This window comes from Sphingomonas sp. M1A8_2b (assembly GCF_053345535.1).
The window spans coordinates 159,847-181,240 of sequence record NZ_JBKFAH010000004.1 but is presented as its reverse complement, the minus strand read 5'-3'; the positions used below and the strand labels follow the sequence as shown (position 1 = coordinate 181,240).

The 21,394-nt window shown below is 67.5% G+C and carries 19 protein-coding genes; 13 read left to right on the top strand and 6 right to left on the bottom strand.

Features of this window, described 5'->3' with window-relative positions; translation table 11 throughout:
- Window positions 1-92 precede the first annotated feature (92 nt).
- Together ACLBWL_RS15980 and ACLBWL_RS15975 are read left to right on the top strand one after the other, a co-directional pair.
- Window positions 93-1,016, top strand: a complete 924-nt coding sequence (locus tag ACLBWL_RS15980; protein ID WP_107964075.1) for an XdhC family protein — start codon at window positions 93-95, stop codon at window positions 1,014-1,016.
- Window positions 1,003-1,620 carry a nucleotidyltransferase family protein gene (locus ACLBWL_RS15975; RefSeq protein WP_447794712.1) on the top strand — a complete coding sequence of 206 codons (618 nt, stop codon included), beginning with the start codon at window positions 1,003-1,005 and terminating at the stop codon, window positions 1,618-1,620. The genes ACLBWL_RS15980 and ACLBWL_RS15975 overlap by 14 nt, the downstream gene beginning before the upstream one ends.
- On the opposite strand, the gene ACLBWL_RS15970 is transcribed toward ACLBWL_RS15975, so the two are convergent.
- The 4 genes from ACLBWL_RS15970 to ACLBWL_RS15955 form a co-directional block, all read right to left on the bottom strand.
- Window positions 1,595-2,803 carry an ABC transporter permease gene (locus tag ACLBWL_RS15970; RefSeq protein WP_121886052.1) on the bottom strand — a complete coding sequence of 403 codons (1,209 nt, stop codon included), beginning with the start codon at window positions 2,801-2,803 and terminating at the stop codon, window positions 1,595-1,597. The genes ACLBWL_RS15975 and ACLBWL_RS15970 overlap by 26 nt on opposite strands.
- Before the next feature lie 163 nt (window positions 2,804-2,966).
- Window positions 2,967-3,623: an ABC transporter ATP-binding protein gene (locus ACLBWL_RS15965; protein ID WP_447795040.1), complete on the bottom strand. Its 657-nt coding sequence runs from the start codon at window positions 3,621-3,623 to the stop codon at window positions 2,967-2,969.
- A 58-nt stretch (window positions 3,624-3,681) separates the two neighbouring features.
- Window positions 3,682-5,070 (bottom strand): efflux RND transporter periplasmic adaptor subunit, encoded by a 1,389-nt coding sequence (locus tag ACLBWL_RS15960; RefSeq protein WP_447794710.1) that lies wholly within the window; start codon window positions 5,068-5,070, stop codon window positions 3,682-3,684.
- Complete coding sequence (locus ACLBWL_RS15955) at window positions 5,070-6,539, bottom strand: efflux transporter outer membrane subunit (protein ID WP_447794708.1); 1,470 nt, start codon at window positions 6,537-6,539, stop codon at window positions 5,070-5,072. Before ACLBWL_RS15955 ends, ACLBWL_RS15960 begins: the two co-directional genes overlap by 1 nt.
- Before the next feature lie 464 nt (window positions 6,540-7,003).
- On the opposite strand from ACLBWL_RS15955, the gene otsB reads away from it, so the two are divergent.
- From otsB to ACLBWL_RS15940, 3 genes are read left to right on the top strand one after another with little or no spacing between them, the layout of a single operon-like run.
- Window positions 7,004-7,762 (top strand): trehalose-phosphatase, encoded by a 759-nt coding sequence (gene otsB / locus ACLBWL_RS15950; RefSeq protein ID WP_447794706.1) that lies wholly within the window; start codon window positions 7,004-7,006, stop codon window positions 7,760-7,762.
- Complete coding sequence (locus ACLBWL_RS15945; protein ID WP_447794704.1) at window positions 7,759-9,561, top strand: glycoside hydrolase family 15 protein; 1,803 nt, start codon at window positions 7,759-7,761, stop codon at window positions 9,559-9,561. Before otsB ends, ACLBWL_RS15945 begins: the two co-directional genes overlap by 4 nt.
- Window positions 9,558-10,946 (top strand): alpha,alpha-trehalose-phosphate synthase (UDP-forming), encoded by a 1,389-nt coding sequence (locus ACLBWL_RS15940; RefSeq protein ID WP_447794702.1) that lies wholly within the window; start codon window positions 9,558-9,560, stop codon window positions 10,944-10,946. Before ACLBWL_RS15945 ends, ACLBWL_RS15940 begins: the two co-directional genes overlap by 4 nt.
- 132 nt (window positions 10,947-11,078) lie before the next feature.
- Here ACLBWL_RS15940 and ACLBWL_RS15935 read toward each other — a convergent pair whose 3' ends face one another.
- A complete protein-coding gene (locus ACLBWL_RS15935) occupies window positions 11,079-12,158 on the bottom strand; it encodes a mechanosensitive ion channel family protein (RefSeq protein WP_447794700.1) in 1,080 nt (359 codons plus the stop codon).
- A gap of 106 nt (window positions 12,159-12,264) precedes the next feature.
- Between ACLBWL_RS15935 and ACLBWL_RS15930 the strand changes: the two genes are divergently transcribed.
- The 3 genes from ACLBWL_RS15930 to ACLBWL_RS15920 all read left to right on the top strand — a co-directional run bounded on the left by ACLBWL_RS15930 (window position 12,265) and on the right by ACLBWL_RS15920 (window position 15,376).
- Complete coding sequence (locus tag ACLBWL_RS15930; protein ID WP_447794698.1) at window positions 12,265-13,017, top strand: phosphocholine cytidylyltransferase family protein; 753 nt, start codon at window positions 12,265-12,267, stop codon at window positions 13,015-13,017.
- Window positions 13,014-14,129, top strand: a complete 1,116-nt coding sequence (locus tag ACLBWL_RS15925) for a hypothetical protein (RefSeq protein WP_447794696.1) — start codon at window positions 13,014-13,016, stop codon at window positions 14,127-14,129. Before ACLBWL_RS15930 ends, ACLBWL_RS15925 begins: the two co-directional genes overlap by 4 nt.
- Window positions 14,130-14,251: 122 nt before the next feature.
- A complete protein-coding gene (locus ACLBWL_RS15920; RefSeq protein ID WP_447794694.1) occupies window positions 14,252-15,376 on the top strand; it encodes a CDP-alcohol phosphatidyltransferase family protein in 1,125 nt (374 codons plus the stop codon).
- Window positions 15,377-15,413: 37 nt separating this feature from the next.
- Here the strand turns inward: ACLBWL_RS15920 and ACLBWL_RS15915 are convergent, their stop codons facing one another.
- Window positions 15,414-16,475 carry a hypothetical protein gene (locus ACLBWL_RS15915; protein WP_447794693.1) on the bottom strand — a complete coding sequence of 354 codons (1,062 nt, stop codon included), beginning with the start codon at window positions 16,473-16,475 and terminating at the stop codon, window positions 15,414-15,416.
- Between the two features lie 133 nt (window positions 16,476-16,608).
- Here ACLBWL_RS15915 and ACLBWL_RS15910 point away from each other — a divergent pair, with 133 nt between their 5' ends.
- The 5 genes from ACLBWL_RS15910 to ACLBWL_RS15890 all read left to right on the top strand — a co-directional run bounded on the left by ACLBWL_RS15910 (window position 16,609) and on the right by ACLBWL_RS15890 (window position 21,340).
- Window positions 16,609-17,925 carry a lipopolysaccharide biosynthesis protein gene (locus ACLBWL_RS15910; RefSeq protein WP_447794691.1) on the top strand — a complete coding sequence of 439 codons (1,317 nt, stop codon included), beginning with the start codon at window positions 16,609-16,611 and terminating at the stop codon, window positions 17,923-17,925.
- A gap of 131 nt (window positions 17,926-18,056) precedes the next feature.
- A complete protein-coding gene (locus ACLBWL_RS15905; RefSeq protein WP_447794689.1) occupies window positions 18,057-18,518 on the top strand; it encodes a DUF2141 domain-containing protein in 462 nt (153 codons plus the stop codon).
- A gap of 85 nt (window positions 18,519-18,603) precedes the next feature.
- On the top strand, window positions 18,604-19,695 hold the full coding sequence (locus tag ACLBWL_RS15900) for a diacylglycerol/lipid kinase family protein (protein WP_447794687.1): 1,092 nt from the start codon (window positions 18,604-18,606) through the stop codon (window positions 19,693-19,695).
- On the top strand, window positions 19,692-20,585 hold the full coding sequence (locus ACLBWL_RS15895) for a hypothetical protein (RefSeq protein WP_447794685.1): 894 nt from the start codon (window positions 19,692-19,694) through the stop codon (window positions 20,583-20,585). The genes ACLBWL_RS15900 and ACLBWL_RS15895 overlap by 4 nt, the downstream gene beginning before the upstream one ends.
- Window positions 20,582-21,340 carry a nucleotidyltransferase family protein gene (locus tag ACLBWL_RS15890; protein ID WP_447794684.1) on the top strand — a complete coding sequence of 253 codons (759 nt, stop codon included), beginning with the start codon at window positions 20,582-20,584 and terminating at the stop codon, window positions 21,338-21,340. Before ACLBWL_RS15895 ends, ACLBWL_RS15890 begins: the two co-directional genes overlap by 4 nt.
- The last annotated feature ends 54 nt before the right edge of the window (window positions 21,341-21,394 follow it).

Here is a 21,394-nt window from a genome sequence, read left to right as displayed (position 1 = left end):
TTCCCCCGCGCAGGCGGGGGGCCAGGATACCAAACGGAGCGTTCGTGGCTCCTGGGCTCCCGCCTTCGCGGGAGAACGAGAAGAGAGACAACATGGCCGAAAACGATAGCGTGCTCGCTGCTGCGAAGACCTGGAAGGGCGAGAAGATGGCGATCGCCACGGTAGTCTCGACCTGGGGATCCGCGCCGCGGCCCAAGGGAAGCCATATGCTCGTCCATGCCGATGGGCGGTTCGAGGGATCCGTCTCCGGCGGTTGCGTCGAGAGCGATATCCTCGCCACCGCCGCAGAGGTGATCGCGGGCGCGCCGTTCCAGGTGCGCAACTACGGCGTCGCGGACGCCGCCGCCTGGGAAGTCGGGCTGCCGTGCGGCGGCGAGATCGCGGTGATGGTGCAGCCTGTGTCCGCCGAAGGGTTCGATCCCGAACTGTTCGACCGGATCGCCGACGCGCGCGACCAGGGCGATGCGCTGACGGTGACGACGGATCTCGCGACCGGGCACAGCGACGCGCGGCCGCTGGAGACGGGCGAGGTGTTCGTTAATCGCTACGATCCGCCACGCCGGCTGCTGATCGTCGGCGCGGTGCAGATCGCGCAGGCGCTGGCGGGGCTGGCCCGCGAACTCGGGATCGAGACGGTGGTGATCGATCCGCGTGCGCGCTTCCTGACCGAGGAGCGGTTTCCGGGCGTGACGCTCGACGATCGCTGGCCTGACGAGGCGATCGCCGCGCTCCGTCCCGGTCCCTCGACCGCGGTCGTGACGCTGAGCCACGACATCAAGATCGACGACCCCGCGCTGATCGCGGCGCTCGCATCCGATGCTGCGTATGTCGGTGCGCTCGGCAGCCGCAAGAGCCATGCGGCACGACGCGAGCGGCTTGCCTCGGAGGGCGTTACGGCGGAGAACATCGACCGGATCGATGCGCCGGTCGGGCTCGACATCGGCGCGATCGGACCATCGGAAATCGCGCTGTCGGTCGCGGCGGCGATGATAGGAGCGTTCAATGATCGCCGCTGAAAACGTCTTCCTCATCCTCCTCGCGGCCGGGCGCTCGGAGCGGTTCGGCATCCCCAACAAGCTGGAGGTGCCGTTCCTCAACAAGCCGCTCGGGATGCACGTCGTTACCGCGTTCGAGAACATTCCGTTCAAGCGGCGGCTGGTCGTCACGGATGGCTGCAAGCTCGACTTCCTCAGCCATCATTTCGAGGTGGTGCATAACGACGATCCGTCGTCGGGGATGTCGCAGTCGGTGAAGCTCGGCGTGCAGTGCGCGAAGGACGAGGGTGCGGAGGCGGTGCTGATCGCGCTGGCCGACATGCCGCGCGTGACCGCGGCGCATATCTATCGGATGCTCGATGCCGCCGATAGCGCCGACGCGGTGGTCGCATCGAGCGATGGCGAGAAGCCCAGCCCCCCTGCCCTGTTCGGGCGCGACCGGTTCGATTTCCTGCTGACGCTCGACGGCGATGCGGGCGCACGCGACCTGGTGAAGGCGGGGCGGCATGTCGTGACCGCGCCCGCCGAGCTGATCGATATCGATACGCCCGAGGATCTGGACCGGCTGCAGGCGCTGGTACGCGATCCCAAGGCCGCGATTACTCGTGCCTTAACGCGTCGATAGGGTTCATTGCCGCCGCGCGCCGCGCCGGAAAATAGCCGAAGACGACGCCGATCACCGCGGAGATCGCGAACGCGAAGATGTTGATCTCGGGAACGAACAGCCACTGAACCTTGATCAGCGGCGCGATGATCGCGATCGCCGCCTGCGCGACGATCAGACCGATGACGCCACCGAGGCACGACAGCGCGATCGCCTCGACGAGGAACTGTAACAGCACCTCGCGCGCGACCGCGCCGATCGCGAGACGGATGCCGATCTCGCGCGTGCGCTCGGTCACCGACACCAGCATGATGTTCATGATGCCGATCCCGCCGACCACCAGGCTGATCCCGGCGACCGCAGCGACGATGCCGGTGAGCAGGGTCGTGGTGCCGGTCAGCGTGTCGGAAATCTGCTTTGTATCGAAGATGTTGAAGTTGTTGTCCTGCCCCGCGGCGAGGTGGCGACGCTCGCGGAGCAGGTCGGTCAGCGACGCCTGGACCTGTTGCGTGTCATAGCCCTGGTCGACGCCGACGAGGATCGCCGCGACGTTCTGGTTGCCGGTAAAGCGGCGCTGGACGGTCTTGATCGGCATGACCACGACGTCGTCCTGATCGCCGCCGAAGCCCGCCTGTCCGCGCGTGCTGAGCGTGCCGATCACGTCGCACGAGATGTCGTTGAGACGGATCCGCTGGCCGATCGGATCGGCGCCGCGGAACAGGTTCTGGATGACGGTATTGCCGAGGATGCAGACCGCCTTGCCTGCCGCCTCTTCCTGGCCGGTGAAGACGCGGCCGCCCGCGAGCGGCCAGGGCTGGACCTCGAAATAGGCGCCGGTGGTGCCGTTGATCGTGGTGCTCCAGTTGGCGCCGTTGTAGATCGCGGTGGCGCTGCGCTGTTCGGTCGGCGCGACCGCGGTGACGCCGGCGATCTGCCGCGCGATCGGATCGATGTCGTCCATCTTGAGCGGCGGCGGCGGCGGCCCGCCACCACCGCGGCCAAAGCCCTGGCCGGGACGGATCTGGAGGATGTTGGTGCCGAGCGACGAGATCGACTGCTGGACGGCGGCCGTGGTCGCCTTGCCGAGCGTGACCATCGTGACGACCGCGCCGACGCCGATTACGATGCCGAGAATGGTGAGGAACGACCGCAGCATGTGCCGGCGGATCGAGCGGAGCGCGAGGACGAGGGTTGTGCCGAACATTATCGCGTCGCTCCGGTATCAAGGACGCTATTCTGCTGCTCCCCTTCCGCTTGCGGGAGGGGTCGGGGGAGGGGCTGACCAAACAGTCCGGACGCCAGTACGTACGTCACGCCCTCCCCTGACCCCTCCCGCAAGCGGGAGGGGAATGCGTTCAGAGGCACGCTCACGAAGCCACGCTTTCGCCCTGGCGGTGCTGGCTTTCGATGCGTTCTACCAAGCCGTCCTTGAAGTGGACCACCGTCCTCGCGAACGCGGCCATGTCGGGTTCGTGGGTGACCATCAATACCGTGATGTTCTTCTCCGCATTCAACCGCGTGAGCAATTGCATGATCTCGATCGAGCGTTCGCTGTCGAGGTTGCCGGTCGGTTCGTCCGCCAGCAGCACGTCGGGGCTGGTCACCAGCGCGCGGGCGATCGCGACTCGCTGTTGCTGGCCGCCGGACAGTTCCGCCGGAGTATGGTCCCACCAGTCCGCGAGGCCGACGGTGTCGAGGCTGGCCATCGCCGCGTCCCGGCGCGCGCGCTTTTCGTCGCCGCGGTAGAGCAAGGGGAGTTCGACATTTTCCAGCGCGGAGGTGCGCGAGAGGAGGTTGAAGCCCTGGAACACGAAGCCGAGGTGGTTGCGGCGGAGCAGGGCGCGCTGGTCGCGGTCGAGCGTCTCGACATGGTGGCCCTGGAACGTGAACGTCCCCGCGCTCGGCACGTCGAGGCAGCCGAGGATGTTCATCGTCGTCGACTTGCCCGACCCCGATGGCCCCATCACCGCGACGAAATCACCCGCCGCGATGTCGAGGTCGACGCCCTTGAGCGCCTGGAACATCGTCGCGCCGGTGCCGTACGTCTTGGTGACGCCGCGTAAGGAGATCAGCGGGGGCGGATTACTGGCCACCACCCGCACCTTTGCTGGCGCCGCCCGACCGGCGTGCGGCGGTCTTGGTCGTGTCGGTGCCGGTGCCGGTGGCGAGCTGACCGATGATGATCTGCGCGCCGGGCTGGAGATTGCCCGACAGCACTTCGGTCATCGTCCCGTTGGTGTCGCCGGTCGTGATCTGCACCGGCTGCGGCGTGCCGTCGGCGCCCTTGACGTAGATCGTCTGCTGCGAACCGCGATCGAGCTTGGCGGTCCGCGCGTTGCCACCGGCGCCGCGCCGTGGCCGGAAGGTCAGCGAGCCGGCGATGCCGCCGCCCGAATCCTTCGCACCGTCCGCGCTTGGCTTGAAGCGCAGCGCCGCGTTGGGGACCAGCATCACGTTGCGCTTGTCCGAGGTGACGATGTCCGCGGTCGCGGTCATGCCGGGGCGCAGCGTCAGCGACGGGTTCGCGACGGTGAGATCGGCGGCGTAGGACACGACCTGACCGGTGGAGGTCGTCGCCGTGGTCGTGGTCGACGAGGTCGCCGAGCTGACCGTCAGGTTCGAGCCGAGATCGACGCGCGTGATCGTCGCCGGGAAGGTCTGGCCGGGGAACGCATCCACCGTGAAGCTGGCCTTCTGGCCGACCTTGACCTCGCCGACGTCGGCTTCGTCGATCGCGACCTCGAGCTTCATCTTGGTGAGGTCTTCGGCGATCACGAACAGCGTCGGCGTGTTGAACGACGAGGCGACGGTCTGGCCGGGATCGATCTGGCGCGCGAGCACCACCCCCGTCACAGGCGAGCGGATGATCGCGCGCGCGCGCTGAGTCTGGTTCTGCGCGAGGAGCGCGCGGCTGGCGACGACGTTGGCCTCGGCTACCTTCTGTGCCGCGACGGCGCGCGCGTAGTCGGCGCGGCCGGTCTGGAGTTCTGTCTTCGACGGCACGCGACCACCCGACAGGCGCGAGACCTCTTCGAGCCGGTTCAGCTGCGCGCGCGATTCGGCGACGGTGGCCCGTGCCTGCGCGACCTGCGCCTGGTTCGCAGCAAGCTGCGCGCTGGTCTGGCGGATCTGGTCGTCGAGCTGTTCGGGGTCGATCAGCGCGAGCGGCTGGCCCGCGGTCACGCGGTCGTTGACGTCGACGACGACCTTGGTGACGAGGCCCGACAACTGCGAGCCGACCGTGACCTGCGTCGTCGGCGCAAGCTTGCCGGTGGCGGATACCGTGACGGTCAGATTGCCACGCTGCGCCGCTTGCGTGGAATATTGCGTCTGCTCTTTCGCGCCGAAGCACTTCGCGAGCAGCAGGCACAGCACGACCACCCCGACCGCGATCGCGACCCACTTCACGTAGCGCCGCCAGGGCGCCTGCGGCTTCACGCCGAGGAAATCGTCGATCGATGCGTCGGCCATCAGCGTGCCTCTGAAGTGTTCTGCGCACGCGGTGGCGCTTCGGGAATGACGGTCGAATCCCAGCCGCCGCCGAGCGCCGCATACAGCGCGATCAGTGCGGTGGCGGCATCGGCGCGCGCCTGCGTCGCGCCGTTGCGGGCGGACAGGAGCGCGGTTTCCTGCTGGTTGAGCGTGGTGAAATCGGTGAGGCCGGTGCGGTACTGGCTACGGCTGAGGATCGCGGAATTGTTCGCCGCGTCGAGCGCGATCGCGAACTGGCGCTCGCGTTCCTGTGCGGCCTGGAGCGCGACGACCGCGTTCTCGACGTCTTCGAGCGACGTCAGCACGGTCGACTTGTAGAGCGCGAACGCACCATCGGCGGCGGCTTCGCTGGCACGGACCTGCGAGCGGAGACGCCCGCCGTTGAAGATCGCCTGGGTCAGTCCGGCGAACAGACTGCCGGTGATCGCGTCACCGATGCTGCCTAGCGAGGTCGCGTTGGTATTGAGGTTACCGGAGATCGCGAGTGCCGGGTAAAGCTGCGCCTTGGCGACGCCGATCCGCGCGGTCGCCGCCGCCAGCGCGCGCTCGGCGGAGCGGATGTCGGGGCGCTGGCGCAGCGTGTCGCCGGGGATGCCGACGCCGACCGCGGCGGGGCCGGTCGGGATCGCCTTCACGGGCGCCATCATCGCCCGGAGCGCGCCGGGCGCCTGCGCGGTGAGTACCCCGATCCGCGCGACGGCGGCGGCATATTGCTGATCGAGACTCGGGATGGTCGCGGCGGTCTGTGCACGCTGGGCGCGGGCCTGTTCGGCGTCGACGCTGGAGACGAGCCCGGCCTGGACGCGGAAGCCGGCGATTTCGAGGTTGTCGTCCTGGATCGCGAGCGAGGCGCGGGCATTGGCGAGCTGTTGCTGGTAGAGGCGGGCGAGGACATAGTTGCGCGCGACCTCGCTTTCGACGGAAATGAGCACGGTGGCGTAGTCGTAGCCCGACGCGGCATAGTCCGCGCGGCTGGCCTCGACGGTGCGACGGATCTCGCCGAAGACGCCGACCTGGTAGCTGGCGCTGGCGCCGAGCGTGAAGCTGTTGGCGCCGCCGCCACCTGTATCGACGACGGTGCCGTCGGGGAGCGTGAACGAGCGCCCGCCGCCGCGGACGTTCTCGTTGCGCTGATAGCCCGCCGAGCCGCTGAGCGTGGGGAGCAGCGACGCGCGGTTCTGGAGCAGGCTCTCGCGCGCCTGGCGGAGCCGGGCGACGGATTGCGCGAGGTCGAGGTTGGCGGCGGCGGCCTGCTCGACGAGCTGGCCGAGGACGGGGTCGTCGAACTTCTGCCACCAGCGGGTGAGGTCTTCGGGCCTGGTCTCGGGCGTGACCGAATAGGCGTCGGGGACGCCTAGCTCGGCGGCGGCTTTCGGGTGGTAGTCGGGGCCGACGGTGCAGCCCGCCAGCAGCACTGGTGCGATGAGGAGGGCGCGGACGCGGAACATGGGCGGCAGGCATGGCCAACGGGCGTTTGCTAGTCCAGCGGTTTTGTGTCGCGAGGTGTCGCAAGCGGGGTGGGTGCAGGGTTTGGGTGACGGTGGCTTCGTGCGGAAACTGCCGCCACCCCGGCGAAGGCCGGGGCCCAGTTGGGCGACCGGTGGTCACGGAGGATTGCGGATCATCACGGGGGACGTGCCACCTGGGCCCCGGCCTTCGCCGGGGTGGTGTTATGGGTGGGCGTCGATCCTAGCCTGATTTGGTGTTGCCTCGCGGACGCGGGCGGGCAGGGTTACGGACGGTGTACTGCTTGATTCCTGGGCTCCCGCTTTCGCGGGAGAACGGGGTTGGGTGCGTCGCTTGGTACGGCGCTTGGTACGAAGCTAGCGACGCTAGCGACCGCGCGATCGGATCGCAGGCGTTACAATTTTGCAGTGCAGCGGAACGGAGCGGTGGGGCTATGGGTTGGACGATGATGCTAGCCGAACGCCAGCCCGCGACTGAAGTCCTCGCGCCGCCGCCTGTCGTGCCCAGCGATGTCAGCCTGTTCTTCGATTTCGACGGGACGCTCGTCGATCTCGCCGCGACGCCCGATGCGGTCGTCGTCGACCAGCGGCTGCTCGATGCACTCGATAGTCTCGCCGACCGCTTTCCGGGGCGGGTCGCGATCATCAGCGGGCGGTCGATCGCGCAGCTCGACGCGATGCTCGGGCGGCGTGCGCAGATGTTCGCGGTCGCGGGCAGTCATGGCGCCGAACGACGTACGCCGCTGGACGGCCATGTCGCCGCCGAACGCCCGGCTTCGCTCGAGGCCGCGGCCGACGCGTTCAAGGCGTTCGCCGACGCCAACGGGCTCGTCTACGAAGCCAAGAGCCTGGGCGCCGGATTGCATTACCGCATGGCCCCTGCCCTCGAGGCGGACGCCGTAGCGCTTGCCGAAGACCTGTCCGCCACGCACGGCCTCACGCTCCAGCGCGGCAAGATGATGGTCGAACTGCGCACGCCCGGCGACAAGGGCGGCGCACTGCGTCAGTTGATCGCGGCGCCCGACATGGCGGGGAGCACGCCGTATTTCTTCGGCGACGACATCACCGACGAGGACGGCTTCGAAGCCGCGCGCGATCTGGGCGGTGTCGGCATATTGATCGGCGAGCCGCGCCCTACCGCTGCTACCTACCGTTTAGACGACGTCGCCGCGCTCCGGCGCTGGATCGACGGCATATTGGAATGATGATGACCCCACTGACCCAAACCGCGGACGTGAATCTCTGGCCGATCGGCAATTGCCAGGTGTCCGCGCTGATCGACAAGACCGGCAGCTTCGTCTGGGGCTGCGTGCCGCGCGTCGATGGCGACCCGGCATTCTGCGCGCTGCTCGGCGGCGATGCGCCCGAGACCGGGTTCTGGGCGATCGAGATCGAGAACGCCGCCAAGACCACGCAGGCCTATATCCGCAACACGCCGATCCTGGTGACGCGGCACGAGGACGAGGCGGGCAACGCGGTCGAGGTGATCGATTTCTGCCCGCGATTCGTGCGCGAAGGCCGCACATATCGCCCCACCAGCTTCGTGCGGATCGTCAAGCCGGTCGCGGGCTCGCCGCGAATCCGGATCCGGATGCGGGTCGCGACCAACTGGGGCAAGCCGACCGAGCAGACGCACGGCTCGAACCATATCCGCTTCCTGATGGCCGACCAGACGCTGCGGCTGACGACCGATGCGCCGGTCGGGCATGTCATCGGCGAGAATTTCTTCCGGCTCGAACGCCAGATGCACCTGTTCCTCGGTCCCGACGAGAGCTTTGCGGGCGTGCTGCACGAGGCCGCCGAGGCGATGCTGTCGCGGACCAAGGAAGAGTGGCGGCACTGGGTGCGCGGGCTCGCGACGCCGGTCGAGTGGCAGGACGTCGTCATCCGCGCGGCGATCACGCTGAAGCTGTGCCAGCACGAGGAGACCGGCGCGATCGTCGCCGCACTCACCACGTCGATCCCCGAGCATGACGGGTCGGAGCGCAACTGGGATTATCGGTACTGCTGGATCCGCGACGCCTATTACACCGTGCAGGCGCTCAACCGCCTGGGCGCGCTCGACGTGCTCGAAGGGTATCTCGAATATCTCCGCAACATCGTCGACGCGTCGAAGGGCGGACATGTCCAGCCGCTGTACGGCGTCGGCGGCGAGGCGACGTTGATCGAGCGGATCGAGAGCGACCTGCCCGGCTATCGCGGCATGGGGCCGGTACGCGTCGGCAACCAGGCGTACGAGCAGATCCAGCACGACGCGTACGGCCAGATCATCCTGTCCGACGTTCAGGCGTTCTTCGACAAGCGACTGTTCCGGATGTCGAGCGAGGAGGACTTCAAGAGCCTCGAACTGGTCGGCGACCGCGCGTGGGAAACCTATGACAAGCCCGACGCGGGGCTGTGGGAGCTGCGCACCAAGGCGCACGTCCACACCTATTCGGCGGCGATGTGCTGGGCGGCGTGCGATCGGCTGGCCAATGCCGCCGATGTACTCGGGCTCGCCGATCGCTGCGTGTTCTGGCAGGACCGGGCCGACACCATTCGCAAGACGATTGAGCAGTCGGCGTGGCGCGAGGATACGCAGCGTATCTCGGCGACGTTCGGTGGCGACGATCTCGACGCGAGCCTGATCCAGCTGCTCGACCTGCGCTTTTTCGCGCCCGACGATCCGCGCTTCCAGTCGACGCTGAAGGCGGTCGAGGAGGGCCTGCGGCGTGGCAGCCACATGCTGCGCTATGCGACCGAGGACGATTTCGGCCTGCCGCATACCGCGTTCAACGTCTGCACCTTCTGGCTGATCGAGGCGCTGCACGCGACCGGCCGGACCGCCGACGCGCGCGCGCTGTTCTGCGAGATGGTCGCGCGTCGTACCCCTGCGGGCCTGCTGTCGGAGGATATCGATCCGGCGACCGGCGAGCTGTGGGGGAATTATCCGCAAACCTATTCGCTGGTGGGGCTGATCAACTGCGCGGTCCTGCTCAGCAAGCCGTGGAGTGCCGTCCGATGAGCCGCCTCGTCGTCATCTCGAACCGCGTCCAGTCGGTCGACGCGCCTTCGGGCAACCAGGGCGGCCTCGCGGTCGCGTTGCTCGCTGCTTTGCGCGAAAAGGGCGGGGTCTGGTTCGGCTGGTCGGGATCGACCACCGACACCTTCACAGGGCACATCAATTTCCAGCAGGGCAAGGGCGTCACCACCGCGACGATCGACCTCGAAGAGCAGGATTTCGACGAATATTATAACGGCTATGCGAACCGCACGCTGTGGCCGCTGTTCCATTACCGGATCGACCTGACCGAGTTCGAACGCGACTTTTCCAGCGGCTACGCGCGGGTCAACAAACGCTTTGCTGAGACGGTGCTGCCGTTGATCGAGCCAGACGATCTGGTGTGGGTCCACGATTACCACCACGTCCCGCTCGGCCAGGAATTGCGCAAGCTCGGCGTCGAGAACAAGATCGGGTTCTTCCTCCACATTCCGTGGCCGCCGATGGCGATGCTGCTGTCGCTGCCAAGCCATCGCGCGCTGGTCGAATCGATGTTCGCGTACGACGTCATCGGCTTCCAGACGCAGGACTGGCTCGACAGCTTCCTGCATTACGTTACGAGCCAGCTCGATGGCGTGGTCGGCAAGGACGGCTGGGTGACGGTCGGCGACCGCACGATCAAGGCGATCACGACGCCGATCGGGATCGAGACCGCCGACTTCGAAAAATCCGCCAACAGCGATGCCGCACGGCATGCCAAGGAGCGGATGTATATGTCCGCGACGGGTCGCAGCCTGATCGTCGGGGTCGACCGGCTCGATTATTCGAAGGGGCTGGCCGAGCGGTTTGCCGGATATGAGCGCTTTCTCGGGTCGCATCCGGATCGGCGCGGGCTGGTCTACATGCTCCAAATCGCGCCGCCTTCGCGCGAGAAGGTCGATACGTATCAGGAGATCCGTGCGAACCTCGATTCGATGTCGGGGCGGATCAACGGCGAGTATTCGGACATCGACTGGACGCCGATCCGCTACGTCAACCAGGGGTTCCCGCGGGATGTGTTGGCCGGGATTTATCGCGCGGCACGTGTAGGCTTGGTGACGCCATTGCGGGACGGGATGAACCTGGTCGCGAAGGAATATGTCGCGGCGCAGGATCCCGAGGATCCGGGCGTGCTGATCCTGTCGCAGTTCGCGGGTGCGGCGGCGCAGCTGAAGGACGCGGTGCTGGTCAATCCGTACAGCCCCGAGGAGATGTCCGACGCGATCGGGCGGGCGCTGACGATGCCGTTGGCCGAACGGAAAGACCGCTGGGCGAAGTTGATCGACAACGTCCGCAAGGAGGACGTGATGTGGTGGTGCGAGCTATTCATCACCGCGCTCGAGGCGGTGCCGGAGAATGAGGCGGCATAATTCAATCCTCCCCCGCCAGGGGGAGGTGGCTGGCACTTGCCAGACGGAGGGGGAGGACACGGAACGCACGTGGCGCGTGCCTCCCCCTCCGTCGCCTTCGGCGCCACCTCCCCCTGGCGGGGGAGGATTCGCTTAGGTCCGCGGCACTGGGTCCGGCGCCATCAGCAGGCGGTTTCTCGGGATAGCCTCAGGCATTTCCTCGCGGATATACTTCAACAATGCCTCGCGGACGTCGCAGCGCAGGTCGAACGCGATCGCCGCGTCCTTGGCGGTCATAAGGCCGCGCAACTCGATGCAGTCGGTTTTCACGTCGGTGACCTGGAGGTTGTAGAACCTTTTGTCCCAGCGCGGGTTGGACGTGACGATCTCCCCCAGTTTCTCGCGCAGTCGCGGCACGTCGGCGGACGGATCGACGTACCAGAACACCGACCCCATCAGCTGGCTGGTCTCGCGCGTCCAGTTCTGGAAACTCTGCTCGAGGAACTTCGAGACCGGCACGACCAAGCGGCGTTCGTCCCAGATCTTGATGACCACGAAGGTCAGGTTGATCTGCTCGACCCGCCCCCATTCCCCGTCGACGATCAGCACGTCGTCGATCCGGATCGGCTCGGTGAAGGCCATCTGCACGCCGGCGATCAGGTTCTTCAGCGCCGGCTGAGCAGCCGCACCGACGACGAGGCCGGCGATACCCGCCGACGCCATCAGCGTCACGCCGATCGAGCGGATGCCGGGGACGCTCAGCAGCATCAGGCAGACGCTGATGAAGATGATGAAGAACGTCCCGATGCGTCCGAGGATCGCGGCACGCGTGCGCTTGCGGCGGGCGCGAAGATTGTCCTCGACCGAGATGTCGGCGCGGATCTCGATGACGTCCTGGAACGCGCGGAGGGCCGCGACCGCGAGCCAGCCGAGTAGCGCGGGGACGAGGAAGCCGAGCAACTGCTTCCACAAATCCTCGATGTCGTTGTCCATCGGCAGCAGCCGCGCGACGAACGCGACCGCAATCGCCACGAACACGGCGCGCAACGGCCGCCGGACGCGGGCGAGGACGAGCCCGTCGGTCTTGGCGGTGGTCCGGCGCTGGGCGTGCCCGGCGATCCGCATGGTCAGCCAATGCGCGATCAACGCGACGAAGACGGCCGCCGAGACGACGGCGACGCTCTCCAGCCAGACCCATTCATGGGGTATGTGAAGCGATCTGAATATGCGCATCAAGGCGCAACGGTGCGTGGCCGCGGATGTTCCGCTGCAGTGCAGCATGATCGCGCGACACGGGGCAGCTTTTTTCCTGCCACACTTCGTGGCTAAGTTCGCTCGCATGAAGGCGATAATCCTTGCCGCGGGTCACGGATCGCGGCTGCTGCCGTTGACGCTGACGACGCCGAAATGCCTCGTGCAGGTGGGCGGTCGCGCGATCCTCGACCATCAGCTCGACGCGGTCGCCGCGGCGGGGTTTGCCGGCGCGGTGATCGTCGGCGGCTACCGGATCGACCAGATCGCCGCGCATCTCGCGACCCGAGTTTCCGGGCACGGGGGCGGCTTGCCGACCGAACTCGTGTTCAACCCGTTCTGGTCGACCGCCAACAGCATCGGCAGCGTCTGGGCGGCGCGTGCGTATCTCGACGCGCCGTTCGCGTTGATGAACGGCGACACCGTGTTCGACGCGCCGATCCTGCGCGCGGCGGTCGCCGATCCGGTCGCGGGCGTGAAGCTGGTGATCGAGCCGCTGGACGAGCCGGGGCTGGACGACATGCTGGTCGAGGCGGACGGCGACCGGATCGTCGCGGTCGGCAAGCATCTGGTCGGGCACGAGGCAACCGCGCGGTCGCTCGGGCTGATCGTGTCGACCGGCGGAACGGCCTATGCCGACGCGTTGCGCGCGGTGATCGGCGAGGAGGACGGCATCCATGCCTATCACCACGCGGTCGTCCGCCGCGCCGCCGAGACGGTCGGCGTCCACGCGTTGCGGATCGATCCCGACGCGCGCTGGCAGGAGATCGACCGGCCCGAGGATATCGCGCAGTGGCAGCACGATCATGATGCGCTCGCCGGAGACGGGTCGGGCGCATGAGCCGGAAAGTCGCGTTCCTGTTTCTTGGCGAGACGCTGCTGATCCCGCACCTGTATCCGATCGTCGAGGCGCTTGCCGCCGCGTCGGACGTGCCGATCGAACTGTGGGTGAGCACGTCGGTGCACGAGACGCTGCTGGCACGCTGGACCGCCCCCTTCCCCACCGTCCGCATCCGCCGCGCGCCGGGGTTTCGTGTGGTTGGGGACGATGGCAGCGGGCGAAATCCGAAGCTGCCGGCGAAGATGCCGATGCTGCTGCGGCTGCTCCCCTATCTGCGCAGCGCCAGCGTCGTGGTGTGTGCGGAACAGACCAGCTTGTGGCTGCCGCGGCTGTTTCCGATGCGGGCGCGGTTCGTGAAGACCTCGCACGGGGTGGGATCGATGAGCGCGCGCGACGATCCGCGGCGGCGGGCGGCGGCGCTGACCTTGGTGCCGAGCGAACTGGAGCGGCAGACGTATCTCGACCGCGGGTTCGCGCCCGAGCGGTTCGTCTCGACCGGGTATGTGAAGGCCGACTTCACGCACCGGACGCACGCCGCGCCGCCGTTCGCGGATACGCGGCCGGTGGTGCTGTATGCGCCGCATTGGCAGCAGCATCGCTCGTCGTGGTGGCGGTGGGGGGCGGAGGTGGTGCGGCGGATCGTCGCGGACGGGCGCTACAACCTGATCTTCGCGCCGCACCAGCGATTGATCGAACGCGCGCCGGAGGTGGCGACGGTGATGCGGGAGATCGAAGGGTTGCCGCATGTTCACTGCGACATCGACGGGTTCGCGATGGTCGACGGGAGCTATACCGGGGTGGCGGACGTGTATCTGGGCGACACGTCGAGCCAGGTGATCGAGTTCCTGATGCGGCCGCGGCCTTGCGTGTTTCTCAACGCGGGGGGTGTCGATTGGGAAGGCGATCCGAACTACGCGATGTGGGTTTGCGGCGAGGTGGTCGAGGACGTTGCGGACGTCGTCGCTGCGTTGGACCGGTCGGCGTTGAGGCATGCGGAGTATGCAGCGGTTCAGGCGAAGTTTGCCGGGCAGTCGCTTGGTCCTGTCGAAGGTGGTGCGGCGCGCGCTGCGGAGGAGATTCTGCGCGTGTTGGAGGCCACACACGTCCATTAAATCTCCACCACCCCGGCGGAGGCCGGGGTGGTGAAATCGGGGTGGGTGGCACGCATCCCGTTTAGTCTCCACCTGCCCTACCCCCTCTCGCTTTCGCGACCAGATCGGGTAACGGGTGCGGGATGGTAGATTCGACAGCTCCAACGCCAGCGCTCCGGACCGTCCGGGCGAACGACACGCTGCTCTGGGGCATGACCAATGCCGAGCGGATCCGGCGGATCGGCGTCGCGCACGGGTTGGTGACCGACACCGATGGCGGCGCCGGCGGGGTCATCCTCGCCAACCTTGCCTATGCGTTCGATCCGGTGTGGATCGCGTATCTCAAGTCCCGCCCCGGGACCGTCGTGACTCGCACCGGCGTGCCCGTGCTCGCGCATGTCCGCGACGCCGACGAGCGCGAGCGGATGACCGAGGCGATGCTGGGTGCCGCGCCGCTGGTGACCGGGCTGACGGTGATCGCCGCGGAGGCCGAGGACGGCATCCTCAACGAGGCGCTGCGCAAGCGCGAACGGCCGTTCGCCGAACTGCTGACCCCCGCCGCGGTGCCCGCGATCGAGCGCGCGAGCTATGTCGGCGCGTACAAGGGCGTCACCGACCTGCTGACCAAATATCTGTGGCCCGAATGGGCGCTGGCGATCACGCGGGTCTGCGCGCGCGCCGGGATCACGCCGAACCAGGTGACCGCGCTCGGCTCGGTGCTGTGCATCGTCGCGACCGTGGCGTTCTGGTATGGCTGGTTCTGGACCGGGCTCGCGACGGGTCTGGTCTTCATGGTGCTCGACACCGTCGACGGGAAGCTAGCGCGGTGCACGATCACCTCGTCGAAGCTGGGAAATGCGTGGGATCACGGCGTCGACCTGGTGCATCCGCCGTTCTGGTGGTGGGCGTGGGCGGCGGGGTGTGCGCCGTACGGGCGACCGCTCGAGGACGGCGTGTTCTGGGCGGTGATCGGGACGATGCTGTTCGGCTATGTCGCGCAGCGGCTGATCGAGGGGGCGTTCATCGTCCGGTTCGGGATGCACATCCATGTGTGGGAGCGGTTCGACAGCTGGTTCCGGCTGATCACCGCGCGGCGCAATCCGAACATGGTGATCCTGTTCGCGGGGCTGCTGGTGACGCGGCCGGATTGGGGGATCATCGGGGTCGCCGCATGGACTGCGATCTCGCTCGTGGTGCATCTGGTGCGGCTGGTGCAGGCGATGGTGCGCAAGGCCCGGGGTGAAACGCTGGTGAGCTGGCTGGCGTAAAGGGGAAGGCCGACGGCCTGAAGATCACCGTTTCCCGCTAGCCGACGGCCTCCGCCAAAATCTCCTCCCACCGAGCGGCAACGCGGTCCGTGCCGTATGCGGCGTCGAGCCAGAGATTGCCCGCGGCGATCCGTTCGCACTCGGCACTCCAGCCGCGCGCATAGGATTCCAGACCGGCGGACCAGTCGTCGAGAAAAACGAACGGCGCCAGTTGGCGGTAGGACGGCAAACCATCGGCGACGACCCCCAGGCCCGCGCGCAGCGCGGCAGCTGGCCGGTTGATCGTCTTGCCGACCGTGTAGCTGTTCTCCACGACGGGGATGACCGCGACCCTGTGCTGCCTGAGGACATGGGGAAAGCTTGCCAGCGACCAGGGTATGAAAATGTGCGGGATGCGCCATGACGTCGACGCCGTGCGGTAGCTGGCACGATCGTCGCTGCAGATCGTCAGGGTGACGGGGAATCCCCGGCTGGCCTCCTTCAGGGCTGCGATCGCGGTATCGAGATGGGCAATGCCCGACACGTCGCAAAAGCTCTTGCCGAACCAGATACAGTGCAGGGCCGACTCGTTGCGCTCGTGGAATCGACGAAGGCGGCGGCGATGGAAGCGCTCGATCCAAGACAAGGGGAGCGCCGCCAGCGCATCGAGATCCTCCACCATATCGTCGACGACCCGTAATTTCGGTCCGATCGCACCCGACTGCTGCTGCAAGCCTTTGCCGAGTTCCGCAGTCGCCACCGTCACCAGATCGGCCGCCGCGAATTGGCGCGCGATCCGTGCGGCCTTGCGCGGCTTGCCGCGGCGTTCGGCACGCTCGATGACGCTGTCGCACGCATCCGAGATGACGATGCATCCCTCGGCCCGCGCCGCGTCGACCAGCGCTTCGGCGCGGCGCGTGTAGCTTTTGGAAAAGATGATCGCGTCATAGCCACCGGGACCGACCCGCGCGCTGTACAGCTCGATATCCACGCCACGCTGTCGCAAGGCTGCGATCGGCCCGAGCACGCGTAAGCGGATGCTGGCCTTGCGGGGACAGTAGCTGCCCGAATGAAACGCAAATCGTTTGCCTGCCAGCGCAGGTCGAGCCGAGACGGTCATGAAACTTCCGTCATAAATACCGGGATTCTCCGCTACGGTGTTCCGCTGGCGCTGTCAAAGAAGCGGGGCACCGTGCCGCGAGGGATGGGCAGCCATTGTCGCGCGCATCGCTTGGCATTAGGGGCCGCACGCTATGAGTATCGGCGATCGCCTGCCCTCCCGGTTCCGAGCCAAAGGCGCGCTCGGCGCGGTCTTGCGCAACTTCGGCTGGCTCCTCGCGAGCCGGGGTCTGATGGCCGTTCTGTCGCTGTTCTACATCGGCTTCGTCACCCGCAGTCTGGGCGTCAAGGATTTCGGGCGGTTCGCGCTGGTTACCGGCGCCGCGCAGGCCCTGACCATGCTGGTCGGGTTTCAGACGTGGCAGATCATTGTCCGCTACGGGGTCGATGCGGTCAAGCACGACGACGACACGCGCCTCGCCCGACTGTTTCGCGCGTGCGCCATTCTCGACCTCACCAGCGCGATCGTTGGCACCGTGCTGGCGATACTGATCCTGGAATTCTGGGGGGAAGCGTTCGGCATCGGCCCGACCCTGCTGCGCGCCACGCTGATCTTCACGGTGATCCAGTTGTTGACGATCCGGTCGACGCCGGTCGGTATCCTGCGATTGCGCGATCGCTACTCGTCGGCGGCGCTCGCGGACAGCGTGACGCCACTGGTTCGGTTCGCCGGCGCGGTCGTCGTCATGTTCGTGCATCCGACGCTCCAGGGATTTCTCTTCGCGTGGGGCGTGGCGGAGCTCGTCACAGCCTCGATCTATTGGTGGTTCGTCGTCCAATGCGGCGACTGGCGCAGGATCACGCACGGACACTGGCTCGGTTGGCGGCAGGTGATCGCGGAAAACAAGGGGTTCCTGCGGTTCGCCGCCAGCACCAACACGAACACGACGCTGAATATCGCCAGCAAGCAGATCCCGCTGCTCGTGATCGGCGCGTATGTCGGGCCGTCCGCTGCCGGTCGCTTCAGACTGGCCGCGCAGCTCGCGCAGGCCTTGGCGAAAATGTCCCAGCTGCTGTCGCGCGCCGCGTTTGCCGAAGTCGTCAGGATGGTGGATCGCAACACGATCGCCCGCCTGCTGCGCCGCATGGTGTCGGGCAGCATCCTGGGAAGTCTCGTCATCCTCGCGGTGGTCGCCGCGATCGGCAGGCAGGCGCTCGAACTGATCGGTGGCCCCGGCTTCGGCATCGGCTACCCGGTTCTGCTCGGACTGGCCGCCGCGGGCTGCGTCGAATTGACGATCGTCGGCCTCGAAACGGTGCTCATCGCCAATGGCCGCGCCGATACCGCGCTGATGGCGCGTGCCGTAGGTGTCGGCGTCGTGGCGCTATCCGCGTGGCTGCTGGTGCCGGTGCTCGCCTCGCTGGGCATGGCCCTCGCCGTCCTGCTGGGATCGCTCGCGGCCGGGGTCATCTTGGGGGGCGCCGCTTTCAGGCTTACCCGCCAGGCTTGACCTTCGAAACGTCGGGGTTCGACCGTGAGGTGGCTCAGTCCGTCGGGCACTAGCGATAAAGGCCGCGTTCACGTCGCAAATGTCATCTGCGCGCCGCTGTATCGCCACTTTTTCCGGGTCTTAGTCTGTCGATGAACCATGTATTCCTTGTGGCACTGGGCGCGGCCGCGGTGCTGGCGCCGGTCCAGGCGCGTGCCACCGAGACCTGCCAGGGCACGCCGGGCAACGGCAATGCCAAACTGACCTTGGAAGCGACGACCATGCACAACGCCGTCGGCGAGGTCGCTTTCACGGTGTATCCCGATGACAAGAAGCGATTTTTGTCGAAGGGCGGCAAGCTCGTCCGGGCGCGCGTATCCGCCGCCAGCCCGCGCGCCTGTTTCTGGCTGAAGCCCGGCTATTACGCGATCGCGCAATATCACGACGAAAACAGCGATCATGATTTCAACCGGACGCTGTTCGTGCCGAAGGAGGGATTCGGCTTTTCGAACGACGCACCGACGTCGATCGGACTGCCGTCGTTCGCGTCCGTCCGCACCGCCTTGCCCCCCTCGGGCACGACCGTGCGGATGAAGATGCGGTATCGGCGATGAACTAAAACCCGTTCACAGACATTGAACGGAAATCTTCCTGACACAAATTTGTAGCGGTTATGTGCCGCGACGGGTATCTACTATCGTGGCTAATGTCGTTTCGAACTTCAATGCATTCAGCGGGCCTTCGCTCTCGCCACCGGCGCCGCCGGCATGGCGGCCCGACGGCCTGTTCGATCCGGCCGTCGCCGATCGGTACGGCGTGACCCCGCGCGAAGCGGCCGCCAAGATCCGTACCGGCATCATCTGCAACCCCAAGAGCCATCGCAACCGCAGCAGCGTCGAGGCGACCAAGCCCTTCCTGTCGGGCACCGTGCTGGCCGTCACGCCGCGGACGCAGGCCGAACTGGCCGAGGTGCTCACCGACTTCTCGCGCCACGGCATCGAGCTGCTGGTGATCGACGGCGGCGACGGCACGATCCGCGACGTCATGACCGCCGCCGCCCGCGTGTGGACCGGCGCCGCGCCGCGCGTCGCGATCGTGCCCTCGGGCAAGACAAACGCGCTCGCGCTCGATCTCGGCATCCCCGACGACTGGACGCTCGACCAGGCGCTGACCGCGGCACGCCACGGCCGCGTCAAGTCGCGCAGCCCGATCGAGGTGATCCGCAAGGACACCGGCGACAGGCTGTGCGGGTTCCTGTTCGGCGCGGGCGCGTTCGTCGATGCGACCGCATTGGCGCAGCGCACCCACCGCGCCGGCGCGTTCAACGGAGTCGCGGTCGGCCTCGCCTTGTGCTGGGCGATCCTGCAGACGCTGTTCGGCGGCGCCAACAGCGCGTGGCGGGCCGGCAGCAGGATGCGGATCAAGTTCGCCCCGCGCGGCGACGAGGGCGTCCACGCCCCCGGCAAGAATACTGACACCGATCGTGCGCGCTATCTGATGCTCGCCTCGACGTTGAAGCGGATGCCGATCGGTATTCGGCCGTTCGGGACCCCACGCGACGGACTGAAGACGCTGGTGGTCGACGCGCCGCCACGCTGGCTCGCGGCTGCAACGCCGTTGATCGTCACCGGATCGCCGGCCCCTTGGCTCGATCGCGCCGGCTATCACCGGATCGACTCGCCTAGCCTCGACCTGACGATGGACTCCGGGTTCATCCTCGACGGCGAGGTGTATCCCGGCGGCGAACTGACCGTCCGCGCCGGGCGCACGCTGAGTTTCGTGGTTCCGTGATCACGCTCGGCGACGTCGTCCGCCGCCAGCTCCACGTCCCGACGATCCCGGCGGTCCGCGCGGTCGCGGCGACGCTCGCGGAAGCGCCCGACGTCCTCGCGGTCTTGTTCTACGGCTCCAACCTGCGAACCGGGGCGACCGAGGGCGTGCTCGACTTCTATGCGCTGACCGCGGGGCAGGCGGAGCGAGGGATCTGGCCGACGGTCAGCTACCGCGAGTTCGACGCGCCCGGCGAACCGCTGCGCGCGAAAATCGCGACGATGACGCTGGCGACTTTTGCCAGGGCGGCGGCGGCGCGGACGCTCGATACGACCATCTGGACGCGGTTCGTCCAGCCGTCGGCACTCGTCTGGGTGCGGGATCCGGCAACCGCGACGCGGGTGGCCGACGCGATCGGCGAAGCGACCAAGTCCGCGGCGCGGTTCGCGGCGGCGCTCGGCCCCGAGACGGGCGAGGCGGACGATTACTGGCGCGCGCTGTTCCGCCAGACCTATGCCGCCGAATTGCGTGTCGAGCGCAAGGGTCGCGAGGGACAGATTCTCGGCTTCGATCCCGACCGTTATGCGCGGTTGCTGCCGCTCGCGTGGACCGCGGACGGGATCGCGTACACCGACGACGCCGGTGTGTTGCGGCCGACGCTCGCCGCCGCGACGCGCCGGACGCTGTTGCGCGCGTGGCGTCGCCGCCGCCGCGCGGGCAAACCGATCAACATCGCCCGCCTCGTCCGCGCCGCGTTCACCTTCGACGGGGCCGCGCAATACGGCTTGTGGAAGGTCGAGCGGCATACCGGGATCGCCGTGCCGCTGACCCCGTGGCGGGAGAAACATCCGATCCTCGCGGCGCCCGGCATCTTCTGGCGGGTCTGGCGCGCGCGGGGGAAACCGGCATGAGCGAGGGGTTCAGTGCCTTGATCCTGGCCGGATCGCGCGGCGGAGTCGATCCGGTCGCGGGCTATGCGGGCGTATCCCACAAGGCGCTGATCCTGCTCGACGGACAGACGCTGCTCGCCCGCGTCGCGCAGGCGTTGCGCGAGGCTGGCGCGACGCGGATCGCGGTGTCGGTGTCCGACGACGCGGTGCGCGCGCATGCGACCGCGCTGGGGCTGACCGTGCTGACCGCCGCCAACGGCCCCAGCCTGAGCGTGCGCGAGGGAATCGCCGCGCTCGGCACGCCATTGATGGTGACAACCGCCGACCACGCCCTCCTCCAGCCCGAGTGGATTCGCCGGTTCCGCGCCGATGCGCCGCCGGGCGCCGATGTCGCTGCGTTGCTGGCGCGGCGCGACGTCATCGAACGCGCCGCGCCCGGCACCACGCGGACCTATCTGCGGTTCGCCGACGGTGCGTGGTCGGGCTGCAACCTGTTCCAGTTCGCCACCCCGCGTTCGATCGCCGCGCTCGATCTGTGGGCGCAGGTCGAGGCGGATCGCAAGCGTCCGTGGCGGATCGTCCGGCGGCTCGGGATCGGCACGTTGCTGCGCTATCTGTCGGGCCGATTGACGCTGGTCGATGCGGTCGCGCATCTTGGCCGGATGGCCGGACTGGATGCCGCGGCGGTCGCGACCCCGTATGGCCTAGCGGCGGTCGACGTCGACAAACCCGCCGATCTCGACCTCGTGCGGACGCTCGTCGCCCACCACGATTGATCGGATTTATTACCCGCTCCGGGAAAAACCACCCTGCCCCGGTCGACGGTTTTG